The 18027-nt window shown below is 26.9% G+C and carries 15 protein-coding genes; 6 read left to right on the top strand and 9 right to left on the bottom strand.

The features are described from left to right. Window positions 1-781 precede the first annotated feature (781 nt). Entirely contained in the window at window positions 782-3328 is a 2547-nt protein-coding gene (locus tag GOY14_RS00750) for an AsmA family protein (protein ID WP_175809359.1), read from the top strand. Window positions 3329-4546: 1218 nt separating this feature from the next. On the opposite strand, the gene rpoD is transcribed toward GOY14_RS00750, so the two are convergent. From rpoD to GOY14_RS00790, 8 genes are all read right to left on the bottom strand, one after another. Then, window positions 4547-6469 (bottom strand): RNA polymerase sigma factor RpoD, encoded by a 1923-nt coding sequence (rpoD, locus tag GOY14_RS00755; protein ID WP_175809851.1) that lies wholly within the window; start codon window positions 6467-6469, stop codon window positions 4547-4549. A gap of 115 nt (window positions 6470-6584) precedes the next feature. Beyond that, the gene (locus GOY14_RS00760; protein WP_175809361.1) at window positions 6585-6914 is read right to left on the bottom strand and encodes a cation:proton antiporter subunit C; all 330 of its coding nucleotides are present in this window, start codon (window positions 6912-6914) and stop codon (window positions 6585-6587) included. Then, the gene (locus tag GOY14_RS00765; protein WP_175809362.1) at window positions 6901-7329 is read right to left on the bottom strand and encodes a Na(+)/H(+) antiporter subunit B; all 429 of its coding nucleotides are present in this window, start codon (window positions 7327-7329) and stop codon (window positions 6901-6903) included. The genes GOY14_RS00760 and GOY14_RS00765 overlap by 14 nt, the downstream gene beginning before the upstream one ends. Next, a complete protein-coding gene (locus GOY14_RS00770) occupies window positions 7322-7852 on the bottom strand; it encodes a DUF4040 domain-containing protein (RefSeq protein WP_175809364.1) in 531 nt (176 codons plus the stop codon). The genes GOY14_RS00765 and GOY14_RS00770 overlap by 8 nt, the downstream gene beginning before the upstream one ends. A gap of 1 nt (window position 7853) precedes the next feature. Then, entirely contained in the window at window positions 7854-8141 is a 288-nt protein-coding gene (gene mnhG, locus GOY14_RS00775) for a monovalent cation/H(+) antiporter subunit G (protein ID WP_175809366.1), read from the bottom strand. Next, window positions 8138-8392 carry a monovalent cation/H+ antiporter complex subunit F gene (locus GOY14_RS00780; RefSeq protein ID WP_175809368.1) on the bottom strand — a complete coding sequence of 85 codons (255 nt, stop codon included), beginning with the start codon at window positions 8390-8392 and terminating at the stop codon, window positions 8138-8140. Before GOY14_RS00780 ends, mnhG begins: the two co-directional genes overlap by 4 nt. A gap of 37 nt (window positions 8393-8429) precedes the next feature. After that, window positions 8430-8807, bottom strand: a complete 378-nt coding sequence (gene rpoZ / locus GOY14_RS00785; protein ID WP_175809370.1) for a DNA-directed RNA polymerase subunit omega — start codon at window positions 8805-8807, stop codon at window positions 8430-8432. A 62-nt stretch (window positions 8808-8869) separates the two neighbouring features. Further along, window positions 8870-9151: a helix-turn-helix domain-containing protein gene (locus GOY14_RS00790; RefSeq protein ID WP_175809372.1), complete on the bottom strand. Its 282-nt coding sequence runs from the start codon at window positions 9149-9151 to the stop codon at window positions 8870-8872. Between the two features lie 401 nt (window positions 9152-9552). Between GOY14_RS00790 and purE the strand changes: the two genes are divergently transcribed. From purE to GOY14_RS00815, 5 genes are all read left to right on the top strand, one after another. Beyond that, window positions 9553-10047, top strand: coding sequence for a 5-(carboxyamino)imidazole ribonucleotide mutase (gene purE, locus GOY14_RS00795; protein WP_175809374.1), 495 nt, complete (start codon window positions 9553-9555; stop codon window positions 10045-10047). A 4-nt stretch (window positions 10048-10051) separates the two neighbouring features. Further along, complete coding sequence (mutL, locus tag GOY14_RS00800; protein ID WP_175809375.1) at window positions 10052-11929, top strand: DNA mismatch repair endonuclease MutL; 1878 nt, start codon at window positions 10052-10054, stop codon at window positions 11927-11929. 604 nt (window positions 11930-12533) lie between these two features. After that, window positions 12534-13412 (top strand): ATP synthase F1 subunit gamma, encoded by an 879-nt coding sequence (atpG, locus tag GOY14_RS00805; RefSeq protein WP_175809377.1) that lies wholly within the window; start codon window positions 12534-12536, stop codon window positions 13410-13412. Between the two features lie 19 nt (window positions 13413-13431). Beyond that, entirely contained in the window at window positions 13432-14769 is a 1338-nt protein-coding gene (locus tag GOY14_RS00810) for a TldD/PmbA family protein (RefSeq protein ID WP_175809379.1), read from the top strand. Window positions 14770-14944: 175 nt separating this feature from the next. Continuing rightward, window positions 14945-15199, top strand: a complete 255-nt coding sequence (locus GOY14_RS00815; RefSeq protein ID WP_175809381.1) for a cold-shock protein — start codon at window positions 14945-14947, stop codon at window positions 15197-15199. A 1942-nt stretch (window positions 15200-17141) separates the two neighbouring features. Here GOY14_RS00815 and map read toward each other — a convergent pair. Continuing rightward, a complete protein-coding gene (map, locus tag GOY14_RS00820; RefSeq protein ID WP_175809383.1) occupies window positions 17142-17924 on the bottom strand; it encodes a type I methionyl aminopeptidase in 783 nt (260 codons plus the stop codon). Between the last annotated feature and the right edge of the window lie 103 nt (window positions 17925-18027).

The raw sequence follows: 18027 nt of genomic DNA on the forward strand, positions 1-18027 counted from the left end.
TGTGATATCACTAATTGTAACAAAATGTAACTTGATAAGCAAAATTAATATTTTATAGTTAATTTTTTTAATACAATATTTTATGTATATATTATCTGTTGAGTAAATTAGTAGTATTAAAGGTTGATTGTTATAGTTAGTAAATACTTTTGTCCTAAAACAAGTAAATAGTATAAAAATATATAATCAGAATGCAAGACCTTTTTATGCTAATTAAAAAAGTAGTATGTTGTTTTATCATTATTTTTTATGGGATTTAATGTATGTTTTTTTATACAGTTAATTTATAGTTAATTTTTATATAATGAGTGAGTTGTTTTACATTACTGCGCTTTTTTTTCTTTCTTGTGTTTACTATAAATAGGTATCTTTACTTCTTTATCTTTAAATTATTATTAAGGTAATCTAAAAATTCTGTATGTATTTTACTAATGTATCTTGAAAATTGCTACAGTGCTTAGTCCTTTATTAAGGTAATGATAAAATGCCACTTATAAAAAAGTGTTATCATGCTTCTATTTCACTTAGTAATTTTTTTTAATATTAATTATTTAATAATAAAATGGATGTATAAAATTAATAGAGTACTATTATTAAATAGTATAAATATTGCTATTCAACTTTAATTATGTTGATAGCTCTTTACATTTTCAGTTTCTTAATTAGTAGATTACTTTTGATAGATATTTATTATATTGTTTATTTTATAATTTTGGTAGTTTTAAGTGTTGTTATTATTTTAGTACTTTGATATTTATGACTAATTTTAGTATATGAAATTATGAGATTTTTCATATATATAGTATTATCAATTTTTTTAGTATTAATTCTTCTATGCGTTGCTACGGCTTTTAAAGATTGGAATAACTATAAGGAATTTATCGTACAAAAATTGGAAAATATATATGATGCTAAGATATATATTGGAGGGAAAGTCGAGGTTACATTAATTACTCCAAAGTTGACTATTTATAATGTGTATGTGCAGTATAATAGTAATGAAAAGCAAAAGTTATCAGATTTAATTAGTATAAATAGAATTGAAGTAAAACCTTCTTTTTTATCATTGTTTTTATTTTCATTGCAGCCAAAATCTATTACATTATTTGGAGTAAAGAGTAGTATAAAGAAACTTATTTATGTTGTAAATAAAAGAGCTAATAAGGTTGATTTGCTAATAAAAAATAGCCAGATAAATTTCAGCAGTGACTATGATAAATATAGAGGTTTTGTTAATATAAAAAAAGTTGCTCTTAAAAAGAATGGCCAGTTTACTGGGGAAGTAAAGATAGATAATGGTAATTATGATTTTTCGGGAAAAATTAATATCACACAAAATAGTGTATATATTAATGTTAAGTCAAATTTTATAAAATTTCTGTTTGTTGGCGATAGAAACCGAGAAAAGCTCCAAGGGAAGTTAGTTCTATTGATTAGTAATAATTCTGATTTTATGGATGCTTTAGCAAAGGTTATCAATCTTAGTTTTCTTACTTATGTTATTCCTAGTGAAAACATTAAGGTATTGTCTAATATTAATCTTAATGATAGTGAGTTCACAGCAACTGATTTAGAGATTGATTCTAAAAGTATGAAGGCTAGTGGTGTAATACAAAATAATAGAAAAAATAATCATATTAATGTTAGTATTAATTTTAGTAAAGTTAATTTAGATTCTATACAAGATAACTCACAAAGAACGGTGAACATAAAAGATCTTTTAGAATGTTTTAGAAAAACTGTGCCGAAAAATTTAGATCTAGACTTAAATATCGAAGCTTCAAACATTCAATATCAAAACAGAACGTTAGATAAATTTTATGCTATGCTTAAATTTATTGATGGTGAAATAGAAATTGATGCGCTTCTTCAGTTTTTTGGAACGAATAATGTAGCTCATTTATTAGGAAAAGTAGTTTCAAGAAGTAATTTTGTTTTATCTGAATTTGACGGTGATTTATTGGTGAAAGGAGACAATTTTAAATTGTTCGTTTCGTGTTTTTTCCCTTTTGTAAAAATAAGGGGAAATGAGAGCAGTCAATTTACAATAAATTCAAGGTTACATTTTGCACCTAGGATATTGTCTATTTTAGATATTAAATTATTGAATGATAGAGAATTTTTGCAGGGGTCAGTTAAAATAAGATATACAAAAAAGCATAATGTGATTGATGGTATATTTAATGTGCATAATTTCAATATAGATAAATATAATTGTTTACTGGTGAGTGATTTATTAAAAGTACAATGGTTAAAAAACTTAAAGTATAATGTAAATATAAAAGTCAATGTTAATGATTTTATATTAAATAATACAAAAATTGAAAATTTAGGTTTTTTGCTGAAGATAGAAAATAGTAAATTTGTTACGAGTAGGATGAAATTGTCTGGAAAAAATTTTAATGTTATAGGTGATATCAAGATGTCAGTGGATCAAGCATATGTTAAACCTTTGTTAGATATAAGCTTTTCTGGTAATAAATTTGATGGTGGTATTTTAAAATTACCAAATTTACTAGAAGTAAAAAGGGATTCAAAAAATAGGATAAATAAAATTCAATGGTCAACGGAACAGTTTAATTACTTAAAAAGTAAAGAAAATTTTGATGCAAATGTAAGGATTAATATTACAGAATTTAAAACTGGGCAAGATATTTTAAAGGACTTTAATTTAGATGCGGTAATTATAAATAATACTTTAATTATTAAAGAAGTAAATTATGCATTGAAGTATGGGAAAGTTTCTTTTCAAGGTTATTTAAGGTCAGGTTCAATATATATGAAATTTTTTATTATAGGTTTAGATACTCAAAGGGTTGGCCAAATTATGGAGATTTACAATTTAAGTGGTAGGATGAATTTGAGTGGGGAAATTAGAGCGCGGGGAAAAAGCTTTCATGATTGGGCTAATACTTTGTCAGGAGATGTCAACTTACAGACACAGGGAGTAAAGTTTACTAATGTGGACTTTAATTCTTTTATAATTAATTTATTCACTAGTAAAAATAAATCTGGGATTTCTACACTTACTCATGTTGGTATATATAATGGTAGTACATTTTTTGGAAATATGATTGGGAAAATAGGCATTAAAAATGGTATATGTTCAATTAGTATACAATTTGAAATTGATCAGGCATCAGGATCTGTCTCTTCAAATTTGAATTTATCTAACTTTACTTTAATTTCTTTATTGAGGTTCTTCTTTATTCCCCCAGGTCGTAGTCCAGTTTATATTGATATCCATTTAGATGGTCCTATTTGGTATCCTAGGATGAGTTTTGATGAGGATTTAATATTCAATACTATAGTTGGTGAGAAATATTGACTTAACTAGCTATTAAAATAGTATATGTTTAGTATTTGTCACATTGAATTAATTTTAAAAATTAGTATTTAAGAAAATGAGAAAAGAGTTTTTTAAATGTAAAGAATATATATTACAAGAAGGGCTATAGCATTAAATTTATGTATTGATTCTAAATAAGATAGAACTGTTTCTTATATTTTGAGATGTGATTTTATTGAGGAAGTATAGTAATAAGGGTTCAGTACAGCTAATTATATTGAGTGTTTATTATATTAATTAATTTAAAATTAAAGTGCTTATGTTTTTAGCACATTAAAGATGCTTAAGGAGTTATGTAAAAAAAACAAAATTGAAAGAATACAGAGGATATAATTATTATTGTTTTTTTTAGCGTTGATAAGTTTTATATAGGGTTATTATTATATATATTTTTATGTGTTGTATGTGACTATGGTAAAAGCTTTGTGTTTAAAGCATTATTTATAAATAAAAAGATTGGTGAAATTTGCCATTATATTCTAGGAAAAGTAATGGATTTGTACTAAATTTATTTTATAAAAATATTTAGTAACTAGAAATTTCTTTGTAAGCTACTTTGCTATTAAGCTTAAGCTAAAATATGTTATTTACTTAAGAGTAGAGTAGGTCTTTAAAAGAATTATATTTGTTAATTCAGAAAATTTAGGAGTATTAATTGTTTAGTAGTATTAAATTTTTAAAAAAGTAAAGATTTTGATAATTTGTTTAGAAGTTTATTATAGTTGATATTGATATAATAAATTAATTATTAATTAATACTTTTGTGCTTCTTTTAAAGTCATGTAAAACACCTTTGTTTTTTTCTTTAATTCTTTAGAAGTTTCTTCTCATTTTTAGAGTATACTTAATCTAGAGTTTTATGTGATAAATTTGTTAGATATCTTTAATTGTATAGAAGGTTTGATTTTCTTATTTTAAATAAGTTTATCATTAAATTGTGGTAATTTGAAGATTATAAAATAGTTAAAAATTAAACAATAAATATTATGCACTTTTCAAAAGTTTAGTAATTTAGTATACAATACTTCTGTTATTTCTAAGTAAAGTAATAGTGATTTATTTTTGCTTTTTTTTATTGCTTAGGCTGTTTGTATATAAATTATATTAATAGATCTATTTATGGTTGTTGATTAGTGGATAAAAAAATATACTTAAATATTTAGTTATAATTGACAGTATAGTAATTTAAATTTTTCTTTAAAAGAATCCTCTAAGTTTTCTAGCACGACTTGGATGTTTTAATTTACGTAGGGCTTTTGCTTCTATTTGCCTAATTCTTTCACGTGTTACATTGAAAATTTTTCCTACTTCTTCTAATGTGTGTTCTTTTCCATCTTTACCGAGGCCAAAACGCATTCTTAAGATTCTCTCTTCCTTTGGTGTTAAAGTTGCAAGGATATTAGTTGTAATACCTCGTAAGTCAGCAAGTATTGCAGCGTCTTCTGGTTTTGAAACTCGTTTATCTTCTATGCAATCACCGAAAGTGCTACTATCATCTTTTCCTGTTGGGGCTTCAAGACTTACCGGATCTCTTGCTATTTTCATGACTTTACGTATTCTTTCCATAGGCATTCCTAGTTCTGTACTCAATTCTTCTAGTGTAGGTTCTCTTTCCATTTCATGAGTTAATTTTCTTAATGTTCTGTTGATTTTACTAATAATTTCAACCATATGAACCGGTATTCTGACCACTTTGGATTGTTCAGGTATGGCTCTAGTAATTGATTGTCTTACCCACCAAGTTCCATAAGTTGAAAATTTATATCCGCGTTTGTAATCAAATTTATCTACAGCTTTCATAAGCCCAATATTGCCTTCTTGTATTAAATCAAGTAAAGCAAGACCTCTGTTTGAATATTTTTTAGCTATGGAAACTACTAGTCTTAAGTTAGCTTTGATCATTTCTTGTTTTGCTTCAGAGACTTCTCGTTCATGCTTTTGTATTTTTTTGATTAGTTTCTTAAATTCTTGTACATTATCTTCTTGTATGTACTGCTTTATATTATTTAAAGTGTTAGTTATATGCTCAGAATTATCGTCTATAAATTTTGTAAATTTGTTTTTTAGTTCATCTTCAAGAGAAGATAAATTTTTATTGATTTTTGAAAGGTTTACATTTTTTAAGCCATACTTTAATAGTATGTTATCGTAAACTTTATAAAAATTTTCTCTATTGATCTCATATGTTTTAGCTTTAGAAATAAGATTGGCTTCTTCAAGTAAAATGGATTTATTTATATTATAAAGTTTTTGTGTAATTTTAGCGGCAGCGGCATCACTGAGTTTAATTTGTAGTGCTGTAGACCATATTTGATTATATAAATTTTTATATGCTAATTCATTGGAGGAATTTTTTTTTAGTACTAATGCTTCATTTGCTAAAGTAATTATTTCATTTAATGCACCTATTACTTTAGGTAATAAATCATTTTCCATTTCGAGAATAGAAACATTTAAATTCGTTGAACTTATGTCTTCATTGCTATTTTCTTGCTCATCATCATCTTTTTTATTATCTGTATTATCAACTTCAGAAATATTATTAGAATCTTCAATATCTTCAACATTTTCTTTGATATCTTCTTTAGGCATTGTATTGAAATCAGAGTTATAAATTGCGTCTAAATCTATGATTTCTCTCAGTGAAAGAGTTCCATTACTTAAATCATCACGCCATGCCTTTATCATTTTTAATGTTATTGATGTTTCAATTATTGCACGCAACATATTATGTTTTTCAGATTCAATTTTCTTTGCTATTGTGATTTCATCTGTTCTTGATAGGAGTTTCACAGAGCTCATGTCTTGTAGATAAACTCTTACCGGGTCGTCATTTTGTATTAAGGTTGTAGTAACATTTGATAATGTGTCGTCCTCATCGAGTTTGTTGTCATCATTATTAGAGAGAGATTCTTCTTCATCTTCGCTGTTTTCAAGTATGTTAATTCCTGAATCTTGTAATAGAGATATGGTGTCATCTATAAAATCAGATGAAAAGTTTTCGTCTGATAATTTTTCATTTATGTCGTCGAAAGTAATAAAACCACCTTTTCTTATGCTTTTGGTTATGAGATCTCTAATGATTTTTTTCTTATCTTCTTCGTTGTTAATAGTTGATATCATTACTTTTATAATTTAAAATTTTTACTGTTAGCAAATAAACCTACAGTAAATAAGTTTATGGTTTAACTTTGATCACTTGCTTATTTTATATATAGTTTAAGATATTGTTAATTCACATATACTTATTTTGGTTAATTGTTCCATATTTTTCTTCTATTTTTATTATTATAGATAACCCTACTGAGAATGTTGCAATTCCAACTACTATGGCAGTAAGCATTAAAACGTGCGGTATAGGATTACTATATAAGTGGAAGCTTGGTTCTACTACTAGAGGAGGTAAAGAATTTTTTACATACCCTAAGGATATATAAAATAATAAAACGGATGCTTGAAAAATATTTACTCCTATCATTTTCTTAATTAAATTTTTATCATTTATGGTAATATACAAACCTAGTATCATTAATATAATAATAATTATGTAATTATATGAAGTCATTATTTTTTTTACGGACAAAATTTATGTATATAATAAGCATGGAGGAGCAGACAGTAAATGCTACACTTAGTTCTACTACGAAAATTCCTAATTTTTGACCAGTAATGTTATTAGTTGACAATATATTATAAGATAAAAAATTTTGGCCAAGTAAAATTGTTGTAATGCCTATTCCCCCATAAATTAGGATGCCTAACGTATTAGTAAATTTGATTACAGAATAGGGTATTGCTTTTAAAGTGGTATGTATACCAAATGACATTGAATATAATATTATTCCAGAAGCAATAATTATTCCTGCTTGAAACCCTCCTCCTGGAGTGTAGTCACCATGGAATAATATGTACAAAGCAAATAGAATAATAAATGGTACCGTCAAAAATGTTACTGTATTTAATACTGGGTCTTTAATCATTCTTATTTTTTTCTTCTTTTAATATCAATATTATACAAAGTGCTGCGGTAAAAACCACTATAGTTTCTCCAAATGTATCATAACCACGGAAGCTTGCTAAGATAATTGTTACTATGTTAGAGATATCAGCAATTTTTTTAGTGTTTTCTATATAATAAGGAGCAACGTGTAGGTGGATTGGAGCATCATGGCTGCCGAAGTCTGGTAATTGAATTATAAAGCATGATAAATATATAGCTAAAAATAATATAAAAAAAAGCATTATAGGGCTATGAGATAGATTTATTTTATGGTTCTTTATTAAAGAAAGTGCAGCAAATGTAAAGACTGTAGTGAGCCCTGCTCCAACTGAAGCTTCAGTAATTGCAACATCAGGTGCATTCATTATTAAGTATATCAATGCAATGAGTGAGCTGAATGTACATGTTAGAATACTACTAATAACTAAGTGTTTTGAAAGTACTATAAAAACTGTAACTGTAAGTAATAATAAAAGTAATGTTATATTTATTATTTCTAACATTTCAATTTTCTTTGATGTTTTTTTTGTTACTTTTATAATAAGTGCGTGCTAAAATGTAACTGTTAGTTGAGTTAGTTACCCATATTATAAAAATTAACAATATTATTTTGATAGTGTTAATTGAGAATTTATTTTGTAAAGCAAATCCAATTAATAATAACATTGCGCCACTAGAATCTGTGATACTTGTTGCGTGTAATCTAGTATAAAAATTTGGAAATCTAATTATTCCTATAGTTGAAATGATTATTAAAAATGTGCCTAAAAATATGAAAATAGACCCTATCATAGTTTATTGAGTAACATTAATTTCATTAATGCTATAGTTGATATGAAACTGATGCTAGCATATAATAATGCTATGTCAAGCAAAAAGAAACTGTTTAAAATGATTGATATTGCTGATATAAGTAAAATTACTTGTGTTGAAAAATTATTAAATGCTAATACTTTATCATAGATATTACTGAATTTAGACATTATATGGTATAACATTGCGATAATGCAAAGCAATAGTATATAAATAGTCACATAAATCATTTATAGATGACGTAATTTTAGTAATTTTTTATTTTATTTATTCTTTATTATCTATTTTACTTTTTATTTCATTGTTATGAATGTTAATATTTTTTTGATTTGTGTAGAAATTTGTGTTAAACTGCCTATCAGAGGAATGTAGTAATTTTTCTAGTTTGTTTATATTACTTATATTTCCTTTCATATATCCTTTGCATCTGTGAACTAAAAGGTTAAACAGTTCATGGATATCTATCTGTTTTTCTGCTATTTCATATAAGGAAATGATAGTGTTTTTATGATTATTAAACTTGACAGCTTGAATTGGAGTACTTGCTCCTGTATTTAAATCATGTGTTCTCTGACTTGCTAATAGAACTAATTTAAAGCGATTGCTTACTTGACTTGTACATTTTTCTATAATGGATTCAGCCATAAAAATTACTTAAGTGAATCTACACTATATCACAAAAAATGAAATGTCAACTGTGTATTTTATTAGGGCCTAGTTTTATGTTCAGATCTTATTGTTTGGTTTTCTGTAATTGTGATTGTTATCTCATGTTCAAATTTTTTGAGAAAACTTAGTAGTCGTTCTAGAGAGAAACCATCTGTTTTACCGTTTTTGATTTGTGATATTTTGGGTTGATCAACACCTAACCTTTCAGCTGCATGAGCTTGAGTCCAAGCATTTTTTTCTATGACTTTACTAATTATATTGAGTAATTTCTTTTTTACTTCTACGTTGCATGAGTTGTTATTTAACGATATTATTTCCATATGAACTTACCTATAATAGCTCTGTAAAAACATTATAACATAAATTTAGTATCTCAAAGTATTAATATCATATAATTTGTGCTAAATAATTATTATGATATTAATGTGTAGAACTTTAAGTTAATAATTATTATTTTTGATCAAATTTCTTTTAATTTTAAACTGCTATTTAATTTAAAAGAATTATTAATATAGAAATAAATAATTATTAACTATTATGCTTGGGATGATTTTTTTATCTTAAAATATGTATTGGGAAGGTTTATTTTCTTGTATTTTGATATAGATGTTTATTTAAAATTTCTATTTTATATAAATGTGCTGTATTTTATTATTCGTGATATGTAAGTTTATTGTTTTTTAATTTGAATATTATCTAGTTAGTAGATTTCATTGTTAATATGACGAAAATGGAAAAAGATGTTGCTATAATTATGGGAAGTCAATCAGATTATTATACTATGGTTTATGCTGTTGATATATTAAAAATATTAGAGATTTCATATGATGTATTTATAATATCTGCGCATAGAACGCCAGAAAGACTTTTTAATTTTGCTAAGTCTGCACAAGAGAAGGGTTATAGAATTATTATAGCTGGTGCGGGAGGAGCAGCTCATTTACCTGGCATGGTGGCGTCACTGACTTATTTACCTGTTATTGGTGTTCCTGTGTGTAGTAAAGAATTGAATGGATTGGATAGTTTGTTATCTATAGTACAGATGCCGAAGGGTGTTCCGGTTTCAACTATGTCTATAGGAGCAAGTGGAGCATATAATGCTGCTATTACTGCTGCATCTATATTGTCAATTTCTAATGGCGAGATTGCGGATAAATTAAGGAAATGGAGGAAGAAACAGACCGATTCAGTGAAGGAAAAACCAATATTATGGTAAACTTATGGTAATAGTTCTTTTAGATACAAGAACTGTAAATCGTATAGCAGCGGGGGAAGTAATTAATGGTCCAGCAAATATAGTTAAGGAGTTAGTAGAAAATGCAATAGATGCTGGAAGTTCAAAAATAGAGATTAAAGTAGAAAGTGGGGGGCGTAATCTTATTATTGTTACAGATGATGGAGATGGAATAGAGAAGAGTGATTTGAAGCTTGCATTTATGCGCTATGCTACTTCGAAACTGAATGATAGTGAATTAGTAGAAATTAGATATCTTGGTTTTAGAGGAGAAGCGTTGCCATCGATAGCAGCGGTAAGTAGAGTGAGATTATTATCTAGAGCGAGAGGAAGAAATGAAGCATGGTCTATAAGTTATGAAGGTGGAGGAGAGATAATAGAAATTACTCCTTGTTCTTTGCCGCAGGGAACACAAGTTGAAGTTCGTGATTTATTTTTTTCTACTCCAAATAGATTGAAGTTTCTTAAAACTGAGAGAGCAGAAATTCAAAGTATTATTGATATTGTAAATAATTTAGCTATGATTAATTATCATATTGGATTTCATCTTAGCTCAGACAATAAAAAACTTTTAAAATACGTGAAGCAAGCTTCATTGTTTAATAGATTGTGTGAAATAGAAGAAAAATTTCGAGGTAATACTTTGGAAATTGATGAAGAAAGAGATGGTATCAGACTTACAGGATATGTGTGTAAGCCGACTATTAATTATGGCAAGTCGACTATGATTTATACATTTGTTAATGGAAGGCCAATTAAAGATAATTTACTTATCGCTGCAATTCGATATGCATATCATGATTTTATTCCAAACGATAGGTATCCTTTTGTAGTATTGAATTTAGGGGTACCGTATGACCAAGTGGATGTGAATGTACATCCAAATAAATTAGAGGTGAGGTTTCAGAATAAGAGAGTAATATATGAAATAGTAACGAAAGAGTTGGTAAAGGCATTATCAACGAGAATAGGTGTTTCTAATATTATTTCAGGCTATGATACAGAGATTTATACTAGATTTCAGCATTCAGTTGCTTCAATAACCAATGGTTTTGTGAGAAATATATTGCCTAGTGCTGCATCTGATGTTCGTAAAGGACTTTATGGAAAAAAGCCAAAACGTTTCGGAAATTGTTTAGTAGAAGTATTCAATTTATCAAATAGGGAAAAGAAAAGCTTGTCGGAACAACGGGAACGGTCTGAATCATTTGATTGTGCTAGTGTACAAAAATCTTTGTTACAAACAAAAAATGTGGTTCTCGAAGGTGAGCAAATTAATTTAATTGGGTATTATCCTCTAGGATTTGCACGCTGTCAAGTTTATAATATTTATATTATTGCTGAGGCTCAAGATAAATTGATTATAGTTGATCAGCATGCAGCTCATGAGAGGTTAATTTATGAGTGCTTAAAACAAAGATCAAGAATAAAGAGACAGGAACTGCTTTTTCCTGAAACGATTGAAATTAAGAATCAGGTTGGAATGGAAATGATTGAGGCTTATAACGATAAGCTTTTTGAAATGGGTTTTTGTATTGAGATTAGATCAAAAAATGAAATTGTAGTAAGAGAAATTCCTGCAATTTTAGGAAAAATAGATGTAAAGGAAATGCTAATAAATATAATTGATAGATTAATAGAAATGGAGGATACTTTGCCGATAGAAGAAAAGGTAAACAGAATATTAGCTACGATTGCTTGTTATAAGTCTATTAGGTCTGGTAGGGAGATGAAGTTAGAAGAGATGAATATGTTGCTTAGGCAAATGGAAGAAACACCGTATTCTGGACAATGTAACCATGGAAGACCGACTTATATAGAGATTAAGCTGAGTGATATTGAAAAATTGTTTGGGCGGAGGTAAGAGTGAGAAGTTATGTTGAGATAGGCTTGAGTGTTTCTTTCTGATTACTTTAACTTTAATGTAAAAATATTTGTCTAAAGAATTTAAGTTAGCTATAGAACTACTTAAAAATTTTCTAATGTTCTTTTATAGAAATGGGGTGTTAGTTATTCTTATAACTATACAAGTTACATAATAAGAGTATTATAAATAGTGGTATATTTAATTTTTCTATATAATTTATACTTTATGTTATTTTAATTTTTTAAGTGCTTTAAAAATTTTTAGATTAGAGAAATATATTTATGAATTTATTTGGGATAACTAAAATACTAGTTTGAGAGTTTAGAGAGTAAAGAACTGGCTATTTAAGTTTTTATCTTTTTTTTTGTTAATACTTTTTGTAAAGTATTTATAATAAGTTATCGTTGTAAATGCGTATTTATTTTGTATAACAAATAGTATTATTTAACATGTAGATTGACTATTTTTTTTATTATATATTAAATTTGAATAATATCGTGAATGCTAATTAAGAGTATAAGTTCATGTTTTTTTATATTGAGAATACTTGTTTTTTTAATGAGAGATTGTAATTTTCAATAAATTAGGGGCACATTATAGAATGAAGAGTTTGAAGGAATTGTCTTTAAGAGTGAAAAATATTAAATCTGTAAAGAAGATTACAAAAATAATGCAGATGGTTTCTGCAGCAAAATTGTTACAGAGTCAAAAAAAGTTATCAAATTCAAAATTGTACATATCTAAACTGCATAGTATTATTTTTTCATTATTGGTATTAGTTGATCAAGAATTACTAGTAAAAATTTTAAATATTGATGGTAGTGGTCCTTATTTAGTATTTATTATTGCTTCTGATCATGGCTTATGTGGCAATTTTAATTTTTCTATTGTGAAATATAGTCAAAAGTATATTAATACATTAATTACGGATGGTAGAAAAGTAGATGTTATACTTTGGGGTAAGAAAGCTTTTGAAGTAGGTCAAAATAAATTTATTTATAAAAGTATTTTGAAGGTTGAAAATAGTAGAGAAATTACATTAAAGCGTGTAGAATCTTTAGTTGATAGTATTGATCTTAGTAAATATAATAAAGTGAAAGTTTTTTATAATAAATTTTATAATACTTTTACACAAAGGCCTGTATTGGAAACAATAAAGCCATGGAATAAAGATTCATCCTTGATTGATAATTCTTTGATTACTCCCACCATGATAGATTATAGCTATGAATTTGAGCCACAAAAAAATACTGAGTTTGTTTTGCGCTTTTTGATTCGAGATTATGTTGTAGCCGCTCTTTATTCTGCTTTGCTTGAAAGTGTAGTAAGTGAGAATAGTGCTAGGATGGTTGCGATGGAATCAGCAAATAGAAATACTAAAGAAATATTAAATAAATTAGCTCTGTTTTATAATCGTTCTCGTCAAGCAGCAATTACGACAGACTTAATTGAGGTGATAAGTGGTGCGGAGTCTTTATAAAATTTGAAGAAGGATAAAGATGGATATACTAAATATTGTAGCAGATATTATAAAATTAATAAAGAAGCAAAACCAGGATGCGGAAGTTTTGGTATATGAGACTAGTAAGATTTTAGTTTCTCAACGTTTATCAAAAATTGAACAAATATCACAGTCTAAAAATTGTACTATAGGAATAAGGGCTATAGTAGGTAAGACTAAAGCTGCATATATTTCTACAAATGATTTAAATAATCTTGATAATACAGTAAATCAAGTAGTAGAAATGGCAAAGAATGCACCAAAGGATCCTTATATTAATTTTGCTGTAGATAAGGATAATTATATTTCTTCTACAGATTTAGGTATTTTAGATAATACGGTTGTGACTATTGATAATTTGAAAGAACTTGCTGAAGCTGCAGAAAATGCAGCTTTTACATATAGTAAAAAGGTCGTTAATTCTGAAGGAGCTTCTACTTCGTATTCTTTAGTGAATACAGTGTTATCTACTGTTTCTGGTTTTGTTGGTTTATTTAGTAAATCAATCTTTACTAATTGGGTTTCTGTTGTTGCTAGAGAAGGAAGTGAAATGAAGGTTGGTTGTGATTATGATATAGTTTGTAATTTTGTTGATTTGAAGTCGCCAAGATTAATAGGAAAAGAGGCAGCAAAGAGAGCAATTAATCAATTGAATTCACGTTCAATTAAAACTGGAGTTTTTCCAGTTATTTTTGGAAAAAAGGCAGCAAAAGAATTAGTAAAGATTTTTGCTTCTGCTATAAATGGTAACAATATAGTGGGTAGTAGCTCTTTTTTAAGGAGTAGTTTAAATGCTCAAGTTTTTAATAATAAAATTAATATCATTGATGATCCATTGTTACCAAAGGGTATAGAATCAAGACCTTTTGATGGAGAGGGGATAATTAGTAGAAAAAATATATTTGTAAAAAATGGGGTGCTACAAAATTGGATTTTGGATTTGTATTCAGCTAAAAAACTAAGCTTAAAAACAACTGGAAATGCGATGCGTGCAAGCAATGCTGCAATTCTTCCTGCAGCCAGTAATTTTTATATTGAAAATGGTGATTTTTTATTTGAAGAATTGATTAGGGAAGTGAAAAGCGGAGTATATATAACTGAGTTATTTGGTTTTGGTGTTAATTTAATTAATGGTGATTATAGTCAAGGTGCATCGGGTTTCTTTGTAGAAAATGGAAGGATAACATATCCAATACATGAAATTACTGTTGCTAGCAATCTAAAAGATATGTTTGCTAATTTGGTTGTTGCAAATGATTTAACTTTTTGTGGACAATTTAATTCGCCAACAATTAAAGTTGGTAAAATGACAGTTGCAGGTTCACTCAGTAATTAAAAATTTAGTTGCGTTCAATATAATATTTGTATACTATGATTATATAATGTTAGGATAGACTATGGAGTATGGGAATTGAGTTCTAGTAATTAGTTTCAGATATTCTTATTATAATTTCAAAGTTTTTCATCACATTAAGCAATTCTAGTTGGTAGTTTTTTTAGGGGTTATTTTAATGGAATTTGGTAATATAAAGTGGTTTAATGCTGAAAAAGGTTATGGTTTTATTAAGCCAGAAACTAAAGGCAGTGATGTTTTTGTGCATATTAGTACATTAGAGCGTTCAGGAATAAAGCCTGATTCGCTTAGAGGAGAAAATAAGGAAAAGGGAATAAAGGGGGAAAGAGTGAGTTATGAGCTTAGGGAGGAGCGAGGTAGAAATGGAGAAGAGAAAAAGTCTGCAATAAATTTAAAATTGTTAGAAGATTAGCTTAGTTTTATGATAATGATTTTTAATAAGGTATAATATTTATGTGAGTTAATCTTTGGTTTTTTTAACGAAATGAGGGGCTTTAGTGTTTATTGCATTTTTATGTAAGAATTACCTAACTAATTGGAGATGGCTGCTTATTTTTAGTGCTCAATCAACTTTAGAACAAGCCAGGTGTTGGATAGGTATTTTGGGTTAATATATAATGTAAAACTTTAATGCTTTATAGTGTCAATATTTTTATATTAATGAAATAGATTATATATTGAGTATAAGTTTAGGATTAAAGTTTTAAAGATTAAAAAGTACTTTTTAAAAATATAGCAAGTTCTTATTTTGAGTTATCCTGATGACATAGTCTATTTGTTACCAGTATCTTGATCACTTGGAATATTTTTATTAGAGATGAGTAATAAATTTTTATAGGAGTTAGATAGAAATTATTTATGTTTGAGCTAAAAAATATATAAACTTATTGTACAATTATGTTAGTGTAAAGGTGATAATTATTTTTGTAAAAATAAAGCAAAAACAGTGGATTAGTTGCTAATTTAATATTTAAAGATAATTATAGTGTTTAAATAACCTATGATACTTTTAGATCATAGGTATGAACAGTTATTATTTCTTTGCATGATGATAATTAAATTATGCCTTGCAATTGGTGCACTTTTAGGTCTTAATAATTTTTGCGTTTAACGTGTGATAATTATTATATTGTACTATAAGTGATAAGCTAATTATATCTATATAAGAATAAGATATGATGTATATGTTTTAAAAGTGAGAGAAGATTATTTACTCTTGTAAAGAGTAATGTAAGGTTGTTTTTTCTTGTTTAAGAACTGAAATATATAAGGATAAAAAAAGGTTGATATACTTATGGTACTTGATAGATAATACAAGAAGAGAATTAATGAGTATGCTATCAATTTATTTAATTTAGGCTATTTTATGTAAAATACCTAAGTTATCTTTTTAAGGATATTGTATCTCTTTAATAATTTTATATTTAAAGAAGTTTTTTGTATAATTTATTAAGGAAGTGAGATAATATTTTCCTAGATAAGAAAGATTATCTATCTAAAAAGTATTCTGTAATGTTTAGTAATAGTAAAGTCATACTTATAAGGTTTTATTTATATTGTTTGAAGAAAGTATATAATTAAATATATTTTTATACTAAGAATTAGTACGGGGATTATTTTTTACTATTAAAATTTATATTTATAACCTAGTTTGAAAAACCATTGTAAGACAAAATATTATGTAAAAATTATCATTAGAAACGCAATTTCTCTTTATCAGTGATTTCTATTTTATTTCATTTGATAAAATAAAATTTTATATCTAAATCAAATAATACAAGAGTGGGTAAATGCAACCTTTATATATACTTGTTTTATATGTATCTTGCTGCCAATTTTTTTACTTAGATTAATAATTTTAATTATCGTATATATTATATTTTGTAGTGGATAAATATAAATTAACTTTTTTTATTTATCTTACTTAGAGTAGCCTTTTTATTATGTATTATGGTATGAATTTTCTTTGTATTGGGGATTATACATACTTTAAATGAATAGTTTACTAATTTAGTTAATTAATTTTGTTTTTTATATGTTTTTGTTAAAAAATAAATGTTGCCTTTAAGCTGAAGAGCTACTTACATTCAGAAATTACTTATTTAAATAGTCATAATAAAAAAATAGATTTCTTTTTTGTATTTTGAAAATACTTGCTAATTCAGATAATGAGGCTACACTATCTCTTTAAAGATAAAAGATCTTTTTTATGGCAAGATGATACAGATTCTTATTACTTTTTTTTATTTTTCTGGTAGAAATTCTTAAGAAGAGTTGTTTTTGTTTACTTTTTTTAAAAAAAGTAGTTTTTGGTAGTGTGTTTTTTGCTTGGATAAATGGGAATTAGCTAGAGGCTAGTTATAAGGAGGAAAATGCCAGTTCTTAGGTGATAATGTGAAGATTTCTACACCGTCTTTTGTTACTCCAAGTGTGTGTTCGAATTGTGCAGAAAGTGAAAGGTCGCATGTTGTTACTGTCCAACCATCAAGTTCATTAAGTAGGGTTTCGTGTCTTCCAGCATTTATCATAGGTTCTATTGTAAAAAACATGCCTTCTTTTAAGATGAGATTATCATTTTTATCATAAAAATGTAGTATATTTGGTAGGGCATGAAAAACTTTTCCTATACCATGTCCACAATAGTTACGTACTATAGAATATCTAAAATTTTCAATATATTTTTCTATAGCAAGTCCTATTTTATTCAATTTATTACCAGGTTTAACTTGTTTGATTGCTTCCATTAATGCTCCATAAGTAGCATTGCATAAGCGTCTTGCTTTTATTGATGGTTTACCAACCCAAAACATTCGGCTTGTATCACCATGCCACCCATCCAAAATTACTGTGACATCTATATTTAAAATATCTCCGTTCTTAAGTGGTTTATCATCTGGAATGCCATGACAAACTACAGCATTTTTTGATGTACAGATTGATTTTGGGTATCCTTTATAATTGAGTGGGGCTGGAATTGCACCTGCTTTAGTGATAAAGCCATGACATAAGTCATTTAGTTCATTGGTTGTTATTCCTGCTTTTACGTATGGTGTGGTGAAATCAAGAGTTTCAGCTGCTAATCTGCCAGCTTTGCGCATAAAATTAAAATCTTTTTGTGAATGTATAGTTATATTCATATTTTCCATTGTTAATTATCATAATATTTTATATAAAATTAATAGTTTTACTTATAGTCTACCAGAGTAAAGTGTCATAAAGTTTACTGTCAAGAGTATAAAT

Origin of the sequence: Wolbachia endosymbiont of Dipetalonema caudispina, assembly GCF_013365495.1 — a bacterium.
In the GTDB taxonomy this organism is placed as follows: domain Bacteria; phylum Pseudomonadota; class Alphaproteobacteria; order Rickettsiales; family Anaplasmataceae; genus Wolbachia.